Here is a 15,074-nt window from a genome sequence, read left to right on the forward strand (position 1 = left end):
TTTAGCCTGCGTCGATGCTGATACTTAGGTGGATTTAAATTTTGTTAAAACGTGCAGCTGGGATCTTGCGGCTTTATATCAGCGTTTTAGTTAACCTTGTGACCGCGCTTTAAAAGCGTAATTTCGTTTTAAGATAAAACTCAGTTAAGTTAATTACAATGGATGACGATATAAACTATTGTCATAAATTGAACACTTAAAGAGGGTTTTATTATCAAAGATAATCACAGTTCAAACTCGTCTAGCCGTAAGCCTTGGGTGACTCTCGGCGTTATTGTATCCATAGTGATATTGTTTGCGGTGGTGTTTAATGTCATGCCCAAAGGGTTTAAAACCACCCATGAACAAATTGGCACAGGTAAGCCTGCATTTGTATTTGTTTATGATCCCAACCTTGCGGTGAGCAATAGCCAAACTGAACAAATGAATGAGGCTCGCGATCAGATTAGTGAGCAAGCGTTTTTTTTGATCGCCAGAATAGGCACCCCAGAGGGTGATCAATTGATTGCCAAATACCGTGCTAGCCCTGCTGAAGTGCTATTGTTTGATCCCGCTGGTAACTTGGTTAAACGACAGTATGCATTGAGAACGGCTGCAGAGTTAATGCAGTGGGTTAACTAAATCAACTAGTAAGCTAAAGTAAGGCTTAAATCAGCCTTATTTTTACATATTAAAAAGCCTTGATAGCAAACACTATCAAGGCTTTGTTGTTTCTAGCGAGTCATTTGGCTTTATTAGCTAAACCTTACTGGCTTACTGCTTATAGACTTGACCGTCTTTCATCACAAAGGTCACGTTTTCCATTAAGCTGATATTGCTGAGCGGATCGCCATCAACGGCAATAATGTCAGCTAAAAAACCTGCTTTAATCTGCCCGAGGTTGTCTTGCTTGAGTAAAGCGGCGCTATTGATGGTCGCAGCTTGTAAGGCTTGGGCTGGGGTCATACCAAATGTCACCATACGTGAGAACTGCTTACCGTTATCACCATGGGGGTAAATTGCCGCATCTGAGCCAAATACCATGTTAGCACCAGCTTTTACCGCTGCTCTAAAGCTATCTCGCTGGGCTTGCGATACTAACTTTTCTTTATTGATGTTTGCTTCAGGTACACCATTAGCTGCGCCATAGGCGAGGGTGTATTCAGTGTTGTAGATATCACAAGAAAGGTAAGTACCAGCCTTTACAGCCATTTTTATTGCTTCTTTATCCATGAAACTACAATGTTCGATACTATCGACGCCCGCTCTGATCGATGCTTTAATACCGCTAGTGCCATGGGCATGGGAGGCAACCACTAAGCCACGCATGTGGGCTTCATCAACGGCTGATTTTATTTCTTCATAAGTTAGCTGTTGCACGCCGACTTTAGTGCCCTTAGAAAATACCCCGCCAGTGGCACACACTTTAATCGCATTAGCGCCATATTTGATATTTTCACGTACTTTAGCGCGCACAGCCCAAGGTCCATCAGCGACCCCTTGCGATTTTGATTTTTTTTCTGGGGATGAAAAGTTATCGTCGCAATGCCCGCCTGTAATACTAATCGGATGGCCAACAGCCCAAATTCTTGGCCCTGCAATTTCACCGGCATTAATGCCGTCGCGGGTGGCAATAACGGCGTAACCTGCAGCGCCTAAGTCCCGCACCGTGGTAAAGCCTGCCATTAAGGTTTTTTCGGCATTTTTAACCGCTTTAACGGTTTGGCGTGGAATAGAATAATTTTGCGAGGCTAAAAAATTATCCTCGGCATCACCGCTAAGGTGAACATGCATATCCATCATCCCAGGAAGTAAGGTTTTACCGCTTAAATCGATAAGCTTGTAATCATTATCTGTAGTGATTTTGGCTTGTTGGGTGACTTGGGTTATTTGATTGCCATTAATGACAATGGCCACGTCATTAATGGTTTTGCCTTTTACTACATCGACGTATGCATCAGCGATCAATAAGGTTTGTTGTGCCAGTGCTGGCACGCTTAGCGTCAGCGAGATTGCCGCTGCTAAGCTGAATTTTGTTAGACCCTTTAATTGTTTATTTGGCTTTACCATCTGCGTGGTTTTCCTGTTTATTGTTGTTTAAGTAAGCGTACAAACCATCATACGACAATTGTTAAGCTAGTGTTAATGCTTAAGGCGATTGAATTGTAATGACTAATGTAGAAAATTATTGCCACATCTATTGTTGATAGTTATTGCCACCCCCCGCTTTATATTGATGGCAAATATCTGCCTAATCCCGTGTGCAGTAGTTTTGTGCTGCCATACTTCTTGTATAGTTAATACTAGCTTTCGCATTCAAGGTAAGGTTTATATGGCCACTCTTTCAGACAATGACTTAATGGCTCAGCTAAAAGATCATTTATACGATCACTTAGAGGATCATTTAGCGGATCACTTTGAAAAAAGCGCTGTGGTGTTATCAGCGCAGGCAGTAAGAGACGCCGAGCAGTATTGGGCATCAAGCCATAACAATAGTACTTGGCCCTTAATGGTTAAGGCAGCTAGCAGTTTTGTGCAGCGCTTTGGCAGCGCTTTTAATACATCGCAAGCAATATTGGTGGTTGTGGGTCAGGGCAACAATGGTGGTGACGGTTATTACATTGCCAAATTATTACTGCAACAGGGTAAAAAGGTCGTGGTTTATGCGCCTTTTGGCGCGCCCAAAGCGGGCATCGATGCGCAGCAAGCCATGAATGAATTTTTAGCGGCTGGTGGTAGTGTTCATACCACTAAACCTAGCGCATCTTATCCGATCATTATTGATGCGCTATTTGGCAGTGGTTTAACCCGAACACTATCTGCTGCGGCGATAAAGGTTATTGATGACATTAATCAGAGTGCTGAGCAGGTTTACGCGGTTGATGTGCCCAGCGGTTTAAATGCCGATAGCGGCCAGCCTGAGCCGATTTGCGTTAATGCCACTGCCACCCATAGCTTTATTGCTTATAAGCCGGGGCAACTCACTGCATATGGGCCAGCATCTTGTGGGGCACTGTCGTTAGACTCTTTAGGGCTTGAGCCTATTGCTGGTACAACAAAAGAGAATTGGCGCTACGATCCAAGGGTAAATATGCTGCCATCACGCAGGGGTAATACCCATAAAAGTCATCATGGTAATGTCAGCGTTATTGCAGGTCTTGGCAATATGGCTGGCGCTGGCATTATTGCTAGCCGCGCAGCCTTAAATGCTGGCGCTGGGCGGGTATTTTTACAGTGTGAGCCAAGCCATTTTGTCGCCTGCTTAAGCCAATCTCCTGAGATTATGTTTTCTGATAGTACCGAAAACACCTTAAAGCAACACGCCGTGCTGGTGGTGGGCCCAGGTCTTGGCCGCGGGCCGCAAGCTCAGCAAATCATGCAAACGCTATTAACCCTTCAACCCAACTCTGGCGTTGATAATAAACGCAGCCTCGGGGTGTTAGATGCGGATGCGCTGCGTTATTTGGCAAAGCATCAGCAAACGGTAACGCCTTGGGTGCTAACTCCCCATGAGGCAGAGGCCGCTGGCTTGTTGGGCATATCTGCCACTGAAGTTACAAACGATCGCGTTGCCGCTGCGCTGGCACTACATAAAAAATATCAAGCAGTCGTGGTATTAAAAGGGGCTGGCACACTAGTCGCCCATCAAGGTGGAGTCAATTTTTGCCATTCAGGCTCAGCAGCTATGGCCACACCGGGCATGGGCGATTGCTTAGCAGGTATTATTGCTGCACTTATCGCCCAAGGGCTATCGGCGGTTGATGCGGCTATTACAGGGGTGAACTGGCATGCCACACTAGGCCATCAACTTGGCCAAACTCAGCGAGTGGTACTGGCCAGTGATATTTGCCAGCAGCTGAAATTAGGCCGTCATTAACTCACAATAGCGTAGTGGTTTTAGTATTTATTTGCTGTAGCGCTGTGAACTTAGGCTGTCTAAACAAATTCTAATGCTGAATAAATATGCATTTGGATGCAAATAGAAGTGGTCGGATGAGTACCCAATTGGCCACCAATAATCTTAACATTCAAAGATCAATTATTTGACGCTAGTTGTCTGTGACTAAAGGCGCGAACCTAATACATTATAAATTGATGCTAAGACGATATTGTAAAACACTGGCTTAACTAAGCCATATAAGTGTTTGTGGGTGATTGGCGGCAGCTGTTGATTATTTCTACGCTCCCTATCGTCAATTATATGACAAGTCAAATATTTATTAAATTTGTTAACTCGTTTTAATCTTGATTCTATATTGCTGTAAATAATAGTTTTTTTGACGTGCTGTCGTTTTATTGGCTCTGTTGTCTTATGGTTTTTTTTAATTATTATGTAGCGCGAACAGACCACTGTTGGTTATTTATATTCATCCATTATCGCCCTTGAGTCTGCAGTCTTCTTTTACGTCATAACTAGAGATATTTACATGAAAACCAATAAGTTTTTCGGTGCCGTCGCTGCTGTGTCAGCAATGTACATCTTAATACCTAATCAAAGTGCTCATGCCCATGGTTGGGCTGAATTTCCTGAAGCAAGACAATCAATTTGTTACGAGCAAGGTGGCTTGTGGAGTGGCACGCCACCTAATGCGGCTTGTGCACAAGCCAAAGCGATTTCTGGTACTTATCCATTTATTCAGCGTAATGAATTTGCCATTAATATTCCTGCACCGACATACAATGATATGGAAGTGGTAAAAGCGGCTATCCCTGATGGCAGCTTATGTTATGCCAATGACGCTCAAAAAAGCGGTATGGGTGCTGAGCATTCACAGTGGACCCGCACTGAATTGCCAACTGGTACTTTTGAGTACGTGTTTAATGCAACCGCGCCTCACAACCCTTCATTCTGGCAGTTTTATTTAACCAAGCCTGGTGTTGATGTGTCTAAGCCACTTAAATGGGATTACTTAGAGTTAATCCAAGAGTACGGCAATGTTGCTGTGGACGCTGACAAAAAATACCGCATGGACATTGCGATCCCAGCCGATCGCTCAGGTGATGCGATTTTGTTTACTCGCTGGCAGCGAGATGACACCGTTGGTGAAGGATTCTATAACTGTAGTGACATTACCATTTCAGGTGATTCACCGGTTGATCCAGAACCAAGCGAGCCATACTTAGAGCAAGGCGATGCCTTTATTCCTGCTGATATCAGCCTTAATACCCCTCAGCTTGGTGAGTCGGTTAATTATAAAGTCTTTAGTGACAATGGTGATATTCACTCTAGCTTTTCGTTAGAAATTACCGCAGATAATCAACTCGATTGGGATCGCTTATTAGCCTCACAAGTCAACGGTTATTACGAGACTCAATATAGCGGTAACGTGTTTATTGGCCGCTGGCATGCAGAAATGAATCACTATATGTATTTCAGAAATGAGCTACATAATAACTTCTTTAATGCCAGTAATGGACAGGCTTATGGAGAGTTCAGTATCACAGCAAACAATGAGTTTGTTGAAGCTGTGATTACGCCAACAGTGTTAAAAGAAATTACTAACGCTAGCGTTACCCATGGTGAGTACGTGGTATTAACGCCAGCAAGCAGCAAAGGCGATATTGAACAAATCTCTTGGGTGCAAGTGGCAGGTTTGCCGATTGAAACCGCTATTGGTCAAAATGATGAGCTAATTATCAACACTGTTTTGCTTGAGAATGTCGCCCAAGAAGTCAGTTTTGAGCTTACTGTTTCAGGCCAAGGCGAAGAAGATAAAACGGTTTATAGTTTTACTATTACCCCAACTGACGTAGAACCAGGACCAAGCCCTGAGCCATTGCCTGGAGAGCAATGGAGTGCATCTGCTGTTTATAATGGCGGTGAAAAGGTGATGCATAATAACCAAGAGTGGACTGCTCAGTGGTGGACTCAAGGTGAAGAGCCTGGTACTACAGGTGAGTGGGGTGTGTGGCGTTAATAGCCCTCATGCTTGTTTGCTAAGGTTTTAAACATAATCGCAGTAAACCCTAACGGCCAATCATTGATTGGCCGTTTTTTATGCTATAACTAAAATATGATGTGGCCCAATGCGCTTTATAAACTTGTTGATGTTTTACTCTAATGAATATCGATTTAGTTAATCGAATAGGTGTGATGGTAGATAAAGGACTGCGGCCATTAACTAGAACTTACTACTGAAATTGGTATTTTGGTGGGGAGAACGCTTGTATTGTTTTTATATACAATCAATTATATAACGATGGAATTATATAAAGATATTTTGCATGATTTAATTGTTATCTAGTTGCTGAATATGAAGGTATCGGGGATACCATATTTAATTAACTAAAAATAAAGGCCGTATTTAAGGGCCGTATTTAAGGATTAAATTTAACGGTCTCATGTTAGCGACCAGCGAAAAGGAATCCCATAACGATGAATTTAAATATTGTCAGCGCCGAACAGGCTGCGCAGCAAAAGTATGAATTAATAATTATTGGTTCTGGCTTTGGAGCTTCATTTTTTTACTTGAGGCGCTAAAAAAAATTAATGGTAATATTCTGGTGCTGGAATGGGGCGATTATCATTCGTGGAATTGGCAATTATCCCAAGGTAAAAATTCGGCTGCTGATCCTGCCGATACCTTTAAAAATACAGCTGAAAAAGAATGGAATTGCACCATTGGTTTTGGTGGTGGAATGAATTGCTGGTTTGCCCAAACCCCTCGATTTCATCCTGCAGATTTTAAAACCGCCTCTTTGTATGGGGTCGGCAATGACTGGCCGATTTCCTATGACGATCTTGAGCCTTATTATTGTGATGTCGAAAGCATTATGTCGGTGTCAGGCGATCCTGATATGCAAAGCATGTTTCCTCGCTCAAAACCTTATCCCCAGCCGCCCCATAGACCCACTGCCATTGATCGCATTATGAAAAATGCCAATATGGACAGTCACTTTATCATGCCAACGGCCAGAGCAAGGGTGTCAACTGATACACGGGCGGCCTGCTGCTCTAATGCCAAATGTAATTTATGTCCCATTCAGGCCAAATTTACTGTGCATAATGGTTTTCAGCAGGTGTATTCGGACCCAAGAGTGCATACCTGTTTAAACTCTGAAGTAAGGCATATGCAGCACAGTGATAGCACGGTTTCTAGCGTGGTTTTTATCAACAACAATCAAGAATATACCGTCAGCGCCGACAAGTTTGTTTTAGGCGCCAACGCCATACAAAGCCCTGCGATATTGCTACGATCGAAAATGGATTTTGGTGACACGGGCCTAGGGCTACACGAGCAAATTGGGATAAAAGTAGAGGTGTATTTAGACGGTTTAGAGAACTTTGATGGTAGCACTATTACCACAGGGCTCAATTATGCCTTGTATGATGGCGAGTTTAGAAAAGATCACGCTTCTTGTTTAATTTACTTTGAAAATCGTTGGCCTTATGGCTTTAGAAAAGAAGTGGGTCGCTGGCGAGAAACCCTGCCATTAGTCATTGTCGCTGAAGATCTCCCCCAAAAATCCAATAATGTCACTATTGATGCTACTACAGGGCAGGCGGTAGTGAGCTATACCGGAGAATCTGAGTACGCCAAAAAAGGTATTGAGCAGGCTTTAGCGCAATTACCTAAGGTACTTGATGCATTACCTGTGGAAGCGATTCATTTTCGTGGCTGGCGGCCGACTGAATCACATTTACAGGGCACCTTGAGAATGGGCAACATTGATGATGGCTCAGTGGTAGATGCAAACCTTATTCATCATCAATACCGAAACTTATTTGTGGTGGGCACATCAGTATTTCCAAGCTGTTCTTGTGCTAATCCTAGCTTAACGGCTGCAGCATTAGCAGTGCGCGCAGCGAGAATGGGGGTTTAATATGAGTGGTACTAGTCTTTCTCGGCGCTCGTTTCTTAAAGTTGCAGCGGTTGGCGCAGGGCTGGGTGGGGCGGTATTTTATGGAGTGCATACATTAAATACCCAAAATTTTATCGTTTCTAGCCTTGATCGTTTACTGGGTAAGCTAAATATTAGCGATGAAGACCTGCAATTGTTTTGTGATCATTTTACCGCTGAATATGGTGAGATGAAGCTGCGTGCCATTATTATATTAGATCAATCTTCAATGTTTGATTTGGTTGTTAAAAAGCGTGCTATTTGGATTGATAAGTATGAGCGAAAATTAGTCACTGATTTTATGATGTCGACCAATTATTTCCAAGTCAGTAACCCTGCCACAGAGGCGCTGCAATACTACGGCGCTAATCGGCCTTGTTATAATCCCTTTGCCCGCTTTGACGTCGGTTGATTGCTGTTGATAAAACCATAATACCCTGTCAGTTATGCCTTTCATAAAATAGTGGCCTTTGACTTTAACAAGTGAAACTTGTTAAGCCAAAGGTCATTATCTTGCAAAATCTCCATTAAAGTTTTCCCTCAATAAGTCGATGTCTATATACAGGTCTAATCGTGTACTACACGAATATTAGAGGCCAATGTTATTGAGTCATGTTATTAAGTACTTTAATGCTCAATAAAGGCTGTTTAAGAGTAATAACCACTCGCCAAACCCCATACTGACAACTGAAATAACTTGATATTCAGGTCATTAATCACGGTGAATTTAAGCTAATTCCTCCGATTGTTATTTTAAAGTAGGCTTAATCTTTAAAGGTAGTTATATGAGTATTGATGTCTCAATTAAGAGAATGCTTCAAATTACAATTTCGTTATCATTATTGGCTTTAATCGTTTTAGTTTGGGTGAGCAATGCCCAGCAATCTTCTATTTATGAAAGTGTGTTAAATGAAGAAAAACAGGTTAATACTATTTTTGCTTTAAAAGATACTCGCTATGATGTTGTACAAATTCAGCAGTTTTTAACCGATGTTGGCGCAACAAAAAGTGATGAAGCTAAAGCCGAAGCGTTAGCAAGTTTGCATGCCGCTCAAGCAAATATGGATAAACTTATCAGTTCGGCACCGGAATATACTGCAAGAGCTCAATCGATTAAACGTCAAATTAATCAATTGCATGAATCTGGTGTGAATATGGCAGATGCTTACCTAACTCAGGGGACCGATGCTGGTAATTTACTGATGAAAGGTGCTGGTGGCTTTGACCAAGCATCGTCAGATTTAGCTGATAATTTAGATGAATTAGCCCAAGAGTTAGATGGTAAATTTACTGTTGCGGTACAAGAAACCCTAAATTCCACCATGCAAGCTGCCAGTGTGCAATTGTGGGGCAGTATTGGCATTGGTGTGTTTATTATCATTATTTTGTCAGCCCTTTACCGCAATATTTTCACTCCGCTTAACGCTTTAGATAATTCCATGAGTAATGTGGCTTCAGGCTCTAAAGATCTTACCGTGGCGCTAGATGATAGTGGTAATAGCGAAATTAATCAGGTCGCTGGCAACTTTAATGTATTTGTAGGTAATATTCGTGAGTTAATTATTGATTTCAATGGTAATACTCAGCAGTTAGGTACGGCAAGTGTGCAGCTTAAATCGGCCAGTAACGAAACCTTAGCGGGCATGCAGCGCTTACAAGGTGAAACCGAACAAGTTGCTACAGCGATGAATCAAATGCAAGCAACCGTGGTGGAAGTAGCTAATAATGCCGAACTAGCGGCGCAAGCAGCTAAAGATTCTGATACCCAAGCGGTCCATGGTGACATGATAGTTCAGCAAACGATCGCTTCGATCGATAACCTCTCTGGCGGGGTTGAACAAGCTGCCAATGCGTTACAAAAATTACAAAACGATGCCGATAATATAGGTAGCATTTTAGATGTGATCCGCAGTATTTCAGAGCAAACTAACTTACTGGCACTCAATGCCGCCATCGAAGCTGCCCGCGCGGGCGAGCACGGCCGTGGCTTTGCGGTAGTGGCAGACGAGGTCAGAACCTTGTCTAAACGAACTCAAGATTCAACTAATCAAATTCAGCAAATGATTGGACAGTTACAAACCGGTGTTAAAGATGCGGTATCGGTAATGGACTCAAGCCGTGAGCAAGCCGATAAAAGCACTGTTCAGGCAGCACAAGCGGGTGAGGCCTTAGCTAAAATTACCGAATCGGTGGCGATGATTTCTAATATGGCCACCCAAATTGCCACAGCAGCAGAAGAGCAAACCGCTGTCAGTGATGAAATTAATCGTAATATTGTCAATATTAGTGATGAAGCCAGATTAACGGCCAGCAATGCCGACCAATCACATAGTGCCAGTGTGCAGGTTAATCATTTGTCACAGCAATTAAGAGAACAAATTGGTCAATTCAAGACAAGTTAGTGAATTATTTTTAAACAAGCTAGAGTCAATGTGACAGTTTTGCCGCTAAAATATCCGCTATTTAGAGGCTAATGCTGTGTTATAGCATTGTGCTAAAAGCACTGTGGTGGAGACCTAAGGGAGATAGACCCATTCCCTTAGGTTTTTTCATCAATACCAAGCGATGTAAGTTATCATTATCCCAATAAGCGGATGTATCATTCTGCGCTATAGCCAGCTCGCCAGTTGCTCTTTAGTGGGCTTACTGCCTTTATGAACCACTTTTTCATCCACCACCACAGCGGGTGTGCTCATTACATCATAAGCCATAATTTGCGCCATGTCGGTGACTTTTTCTATTGTGACAGTAACGGCTTTTTCATCGGCAACTGCTTGGGCAAGTTCTGCTGTTTCAAGACACTTTTTACAGCCGGAGCCTAATATTTTAATGGTTCTCATGATAAATCCTTATTTATTGAGCTGTTAAATCACCGATGTTTTTTACATCAGTAAAATCATAAAAATGGCGTAAAGGCATTAAACAGCCAACCGACTAGGGTAAACGCCACCAATAGCAGGCAGAATAATATTGCCAGTAAGCGCCACTGCATAACCTGTTTTAGTAAGATAAATTCTGGGAAGCTGGCAGCAACGGTGCTCATGCAAAATGCCAGTGTGGTGCCTATGGGTAGGCCATTAACAATCAAGCTTTCCATCACTGGGATCACTCCCGTGGCGTTTGAATAAAGCGGGATCCCCAGTAGCACTGCAGCAGGTACTGACCACCATTGGCCATCGCCTAAATGGGCCTCAATCCAACCATCGGGTACAAAGCCGTGCAGCGCCGCCCCAAGGCCGACACCAATAATGACCCACTTCCATACTCGACCAAAAATATCGAACATCTCAGTTTTGGCAAATTGATGCCGCTGTGACATTGATAGGGCTTGGGTTTGAATATCGTCAGGGTTATTAGCAGTGCTATGTTGTTGACCGCGTTTGAGGGCTTCAGCGGCAAAAGATTGTAGCCAGCGCTCAGCTTTTATTGCATCGAGAAAGAAGCCGCCTAACATGCCGACACTCATGCCAACCACGACATATAAGAGGGTAAATTTTATCCCTAGTAGGCTCATGAGTAGCAAGATGGCTACTTCGTTGATTAGCGGTGAGGTGATCAAAAAGCTCATGGTGATCCCAAGGGGGATCCCGGCTGAGGTAAAGCCAAGAAATACCGGAATACTGGAGCAAGAACAAAATGGTGTTACCACCCCAAATCCAGAGCCCATCAAGTAACCTAAGCCCTTGGGTTTACCAGCTAAATAGTCTCTGACTCGTTCAACATTTAATGAGGCTCGCATTAAGGCTATGAGGTAGATCATCACCAGCAGTAGGGCAAAAATCTTAGTTACGTCTTCAACAAAAAAATGCAGTGCATCCCCAAGCTTTGTCTGCGCCGACAAGCCCAATAAATCGTAAATTAGCCATGATGCAAAATCAGTGAAAATTTGAAACATAGGTTAATGCTCAAAAAAACGTCTTATAGCCAAGATAGCGGATTTTTAGTAATGAAAATAAGCGCTAGCTCTCGCTTTTGCATAAAGGGCTGGAGCGTAAAGGTTTGTCACAATATCGGTTAAATAAAGCTAAAACACCACTTAAGCTTGGTGCTTACAGAAGTTATAACTGAAGGGGTTTGAAACTGAAAACCAGCCTCGCATTTGGGGTAAACCTTAATGCGAGGCTGTGGTCTAGATATTGTGAAGTGGGATTAAGTTAATGATTAAATTGTACTTAATTTTTCTACTTCATGATAATTTCTCTTAATCGGTATTCTCCTGTTAAGGTTCTTACATTGGGATAAGTTTTAGTGATTTTACGGCTATTGTCTTGATTGGCTTGGCCCCAACTTTTCATGAAGTTTTTATACTTTTCCTGATTGGGTTCTAAATCGGCACTATTTTCAAACATCACCATTAGCACCATATTGAATTCGCCACTTTGTGGTAATTCACTGGCAAAAATTTTCCAATCTTTAATATAACCCAGCTCTTTTTGTAACCGTACCGCTTTAACCCAACTTTCTCTTAAGCCTTCTAGGTAAACGTCTTCCATGTTGGGATCGATCCTCACCGTGGTCATTGAAGTCACTTCTTTTCCAATGTCATAGTCTTTATAAATCTCAAGCTCAGCCTGAGAAGAAACGGCAAAGAGTAAGCTGCATAATCCGATTATTAATACGATATATTTCATCTTAATCTCTCTTAGGTTGTTAAAAAATTAACACCGAGAAGTATAGTGACGAATGGGTTAATAGCGAGTGGCTAAGGCTTAATGAAGACTTTCTATTTACGCTTAGCTGCTTTTAATAGCGCTAAAAAGAGTGGGAGAAGATGGGTTTAAATCTGAGTGGAACAAGCGGTGAAGGGAATGATTGTTTTATCGCATCGTTCCCTTCGCTGGGTCTGGTTTGGTACGAATTAGTCGTGATGGGCTTTTAGCTGTTGGAATAGCACATCTTTTAAATTAGCCCGCTGCACTTTAAGTTGGTGCATGTGTTCGTCATCGGTTGGGCTGCCATCAATTTCTAACTGGCGGATTTCATAATCCAGTAGGTGGTATTGTTTTGATTGCTTTTGAAATGTTTCATCTTTATGTGTTAAATCAACAATGTCTTGCTTAAATTCTGGAAAGTCGAAAATTAGTGCGTGATTCTCATTTAACATAGATAACCCCTAAATGGTGAACAGAAATTCAGTATTTTGGAACTGAGTTCACTATAGCATTACGTCGCGTAAAAATGGCGAGCTGGTTAACAAATCTTAATGAAATTTTTGCTAAAAATAGGATTTATTTGAGTAAGTTATGATGGGTTATTTATTATCTTAACTTACCCATCCAGTTACTCATATTTCTAGCCGTTAGCTTGCACATGTTTAAGGGCCGCCTGTAAGGCTTCATAGCGGAACAAAAAGGTGTTTTCAGTTGGCAGCGAATCAATCACATGAAACTTCTGCAGCTGATCTTTGGTTTGCAGGTTAGGGCACAATAAAAATACTTCACAATGGGCATCTTGGGCATCTTTAATGGCATTTTCTAGCGCTAGCCCAACAGTCACATCGATCATCGGCACGTCAGTAAGATCGAGGATCATCGCTTCATAATCACTCACACTGGTATGTTGGCGAGAGATCGCTTTTGATACGCTGAAGATCATTGGCCCTGACAGATAGAAAAACAGCACTTTACCATTGGCTTGATCCAGCAGGCCGCGTTCGCTTTGAGTCAGCGGCACATCGTTTTGATCGGCATCACTAATGGCTTTTACTTGCCTTGCTTGCTGCTGGCTTAATTGTTCAATGATAATAATGTTAGAAATAAATACCCCAAGGCCAACGGCAACAATCAAATCGACAAATACGGTTAAGATCATCACCCCGTACATAATAGCCATGCCTTGCATACTGACTTTGTGAGCCCGTTGAATGAAGCTCCAATCAAGAATATTAAAGCCCACATAAACCGCAATACCAGCTAAAACGGCCATAGGTATTGGCTCTGTTAAGCCGCCAGCCACAAGTACCACTAATGCCAGCATTAGCGCGCGAACCATACCAGAAACAGGCGAGCGGGCGCCTACCTGAATATTGGTCACTGTACCCATAGTAGCACCTGCGCCAGGCAGGGCGCCGAATAAACCTGAAATCATATTAGCCAAGCCCTGACCCCGTAACTCTTTGTCTGAGTCGTGCTCTTTACGGGTCAATGAGTCTCCGATAACGGCGGTGAGTAACGTATCGATACAGCCTAAGGTGCCTAACACCAAGGCATCAATCACCATGGTAATAAAAATATCCGCATTTATGTGCGGTATCACTAAAGAAGGTAACCCAGCAGGAATAACCCCAATACGGCGAATGCTGTCACTATCAAATAAAATCACTGACAGTAACGTGATGGCGACTAAGGCAACCAGTTGCGCAGGAACGTATTTACGATAGCGCTGAGGAAACAAAAATAATGTCGCTAAAGTCAGTAAGCCTAAAAATAGTTCAGCAAACTTAATATTGCTTAAGGTGTCTGGGAGGGCTGATAAGGTGCCTAACACACCACCTGCAGGAGCGGCATGACCTAACAATGGTGACAGCTGTAAGATGATTAAAATCACCCCAATGCCTGACATAAAGCCTGAAATGACACTGTATGGCATTAAGGTGACGTATTTACCTAGCTTGAGCATGCCGAGTAAAAATTGAAAACCGCCTGCCATCATCACCACGGTAAAGGATATTGCCATTCCTGATTCAGGGTATTTGGCCACCATGCTGGTTAAAATGGCGGTCATAATCACTGTCATAGGGCCGGTCGGTTCAGATATTAAGCTTGATGAGCCGCCAAATAAGGAGGCAAAAAAGCCCACTAGTATCGCGCCCCATAATCCGGCTTCGGCGCCAGCGCCAGAGGCAACACCAAAGGCCAGTGCCAAGGGTAGGGAAATGATGGCTGTGGTGACGCCACCAAACAAATCGCCTTTAAGATTGACGTCTTTGAACCGTTCCTTAAACAAAATGCTAACCTCTTAGACCATAATTGGCGCAACTTTATCAAAAAATTAACTATTTTGTATAGATAAGAGGCGGTTGTTTATATCGATAAGCAACTGGTTGGCGCAGCTGTTAAGGCAAATATTTGACTGTTTTGTATAGATAAGAGGCAGTTGTTTATATAGATAAGAGGCCGGTTGTTTATATCGACAAGCGGCTGAATAGCGCAGCTGTTAAGGCAAATATTTAACTATTTTATATAGATAAGAGGCCGGTTGTTTATATCGACAAGCGGCTGAATAGCGCAGCTGTTAAGGCAAATATTTAACTA

Annotated in this window: 12 protein-coding genes; 6 read left to right on the top strand and 6 right to left on the bottom strand. The window is 42.7% G+C overall.

Annotated elements, in window-relative coordinates; genetic code table 11:
* Window positions 1-258 precede the first annotated feature (258 nt).
* Window positions 259-621, top strand: coding sequence for a hypothetical protein (locus Q4533_RS07020; protein WP_303411797.1), 363 nt, complete (start codon window positions 259-261; stop codon window positions 619-621).
* Window positions 622-753: 132 nt separating this feature from the next.
* Here the strand turns inward: Q4533_RS07020 and Q4533_RS07025 are convergent, their stop codons facing one another.
* Complete coding sequence (locus Q4533_RS07025) at window positions 754-2,049, bottom strand: amidohydrolase family protein (RefSeq protein WP_303502498.1); 1,296 nt, start codon at window positions 2,047-2,049, stop codon at window positions 754-756.
* A 262-nt stretch (window positions 2,050-2,311) separates the two neighbouring features.
* Between Q4533_RS07025 and Q4533_RS07030 the strand changes: the two genes are divergently transcribed.
* The 5 genes from Q4533_RS07030 (at window position 2,312) to Q4533_RS07050 (ending at window position 10,223) form a co-directional block, all read left to right on the top strand.
* Entirely contained in the window at window positions 2,312-3,856 is a 1,545-nt protein-coding gene (locus tag Q4533_RS07030; RefSeq protein WP_303502499.1) for an NAD(P)H-hydrate dehydratase, read from the top strand.
* Window positions 3,857-4,406: 550 nt separating this feature from the next.
* Window positions 4,407-5,897: a lytic polysaccharide monooxygenase gene (locus tag Q4533_RS07035; RefSeq protein WP_303502500.1), complete on the top strand. Its 1,491-nt coding sequence runs from the start codon at window positions 4,407-4,409 to the stop codon at window positions 5,895-5,897.
* Window positions 5,898-6,483: 586 nt separating this feature from the next.
* Complete coding sequence (locus tag Q4533_RS07040; RefSeq protein WP_303502501.1) at window positions 6,484-7,803, top strand: GMC oxidoreductase; 1,320 nt, start codon at window positions 6,484-6,486, stop codon at window positions 7,801-7,803.
* A 1-nt stretch (window position 7,804) separates the two neighbouring features.
* Entirely contained in the window at window positions 7,805-8,233 is a 429-nt protein-coding gene (locus Q4533_RS07045; protein WP_102439318.1) for a twin-arginine translocation signal domain-containing protein, read from the top strand.
* Between the two features lie 373 nt (window positions 8,234-8,606).
* The gene (locus Q4533_RS07050; RefSeq protein WP_102520481.1) at window positions 8,607-10,223 is read left to right on the top strand and encodes a methyl-accepting chemotaxis protein; all 1,617 of its coding nucleotides are present in this window, start codon (window positions 8,607-8,609) and stop codon (window positions 10,221-10,223) included.
* A gap of 207 nt (window positions 10,224-10,430) precedes the next feature.
* On the opposite strand, the gene Q4533_RS07055 is transcribed toward Q4533_RS07050, so the two are convergent.
* The 5 genes from Q4533_RS07055 to Q4533_RS07075 form a co-directional block, all read right to left on the bottom strand.
* A complete protein-coding gene (locus Q4533_RS07055; protein WP_303502502.1) occupies window positions 10,431-10,661 on the bottom strand; it encodes a thioredoxin family protein in 231 nt (76 codons plus the stop codon).
* Between the two features lie 56 nt (window positions 10,662-10,717).
* Window positions 10,718-11,716, bottom strand: a complete 999-nt coding sequence (locus Q4533_RS07060; RefSeq protein ID WP_303502503.1) for a permease — start codon at window positions 11,714-11,716, stop codon at window positions 10,718-10,720.
* Between the two features lie 286 nt (window positions 11,717-12,002).
* Window positions 12,003-12,452 (bottom strand): hypothetical protein, encoded by a 450-nt coding sequence (locus tag Q4533_RS07065; protein WP_198589337.1) that lies wholly within the window; start codon window positions 12,450-12,452, stop codon window positions 12,003-12,005.
* 227 nt (window positions 12,453-12,679) lie between these two features.
* Window positions 12,680-12,925 (bottom strand): YdcH family protein, encoded by a 246-nt coding sequence (locus Q4533_RS07070; RefSeq protein ID WP_102439323.1) that lies wholly within the window; start codon window positions 12,923-12,925, stop codon window positions 12,680-12,682.
* A 188-nt stretch (window positions 12,926-13,113) separates the two neighbouring features.
* Window positions 13,114-14,769 (bottom strand): SulP family inorganic anion transporter, encoded by a 1,656-nt coding sequence (locus Q4533_RS07075; protein WP_198589947.1) that lies wholly within the window; start codon window positions 14,767-14,769, stop codon window positions 13,114-13,116.
* Window positions 14,770-15,074 lie beyond the last annotated feature (305 nt).

This window comes from Shewanella sp. 6_MG-2023 (assembly GCF_030547195.1).
In the GTDB taxonomy this organism is placed as follows: domain Bacteria; phylum Pseudomonadota; class Gammaproteobacteria; order Enterobacterales; family Shewanellaceae; genus Shewanella.

Coding starts and splice junctions, on each gene's coding strand:
- Q4533_RS07055 (WP_303502502.1), bottom strand. CDS start 10,661: ATGAGAACCATTAAAATATTAGGCTCCGGCTGTAAAAAGTGTCTTGAA.
- Q4533_RS07035 (WP_303502500.1), top strand. CDS start 4,407: ATGAAAACCAATAAGTTTTTCGGTGCCGTCGCTGCTGTGTCAGCAATG.
- Q4533_RS07060 (WP_303502503.1), bottom strand. CDS start 11,716: ATGTTTCAAATTTTCACTGATTTTGCATCATGGCTAATTTACGATTTA.
- Q4533_RS07070 (WP_102439323.1), bottom strand. CDS start 12,925: ATGTTAAATGAGAATCACGCACTAATTTTCGACTTTCCAGAATTTAAG.
- Q4533_RS07050 (WP_102520481.1), top strand. CDS start 8,607: ATGAGTATTGATGTCTCAATTAAGAGAATGCTTCAAATTACAATTTCG.
- Q4533_RS07025 (WP_303502498.1), bottom strand. CDS start 2,049: ATGGTAAAGCCAAATAAACAATTAAAGGGTCTAACAAAATTCAGCTTA.
- Q4533_RS07030 (WP_303502499.1), top strand. CDS start 2,312: ATGGCCACTCTTTCAGACAATGACTTAATGGCTCAGCTAAAAGATCAT.
- Q4533_RS07065 (WP_198589337.1), bottom strand. CDS start 12,452: ATGAAATATATCGTATTAATAATCGGATTATGCAGCTTACTCTTTGCC.
- Q4533_RS07045 (WP_102439318.1), top strand. CDS start 7,805: ATGAGTGGTACTAGTCTTTCTCGGCGCTCGTTTCTTAAAGTTGCAGCG.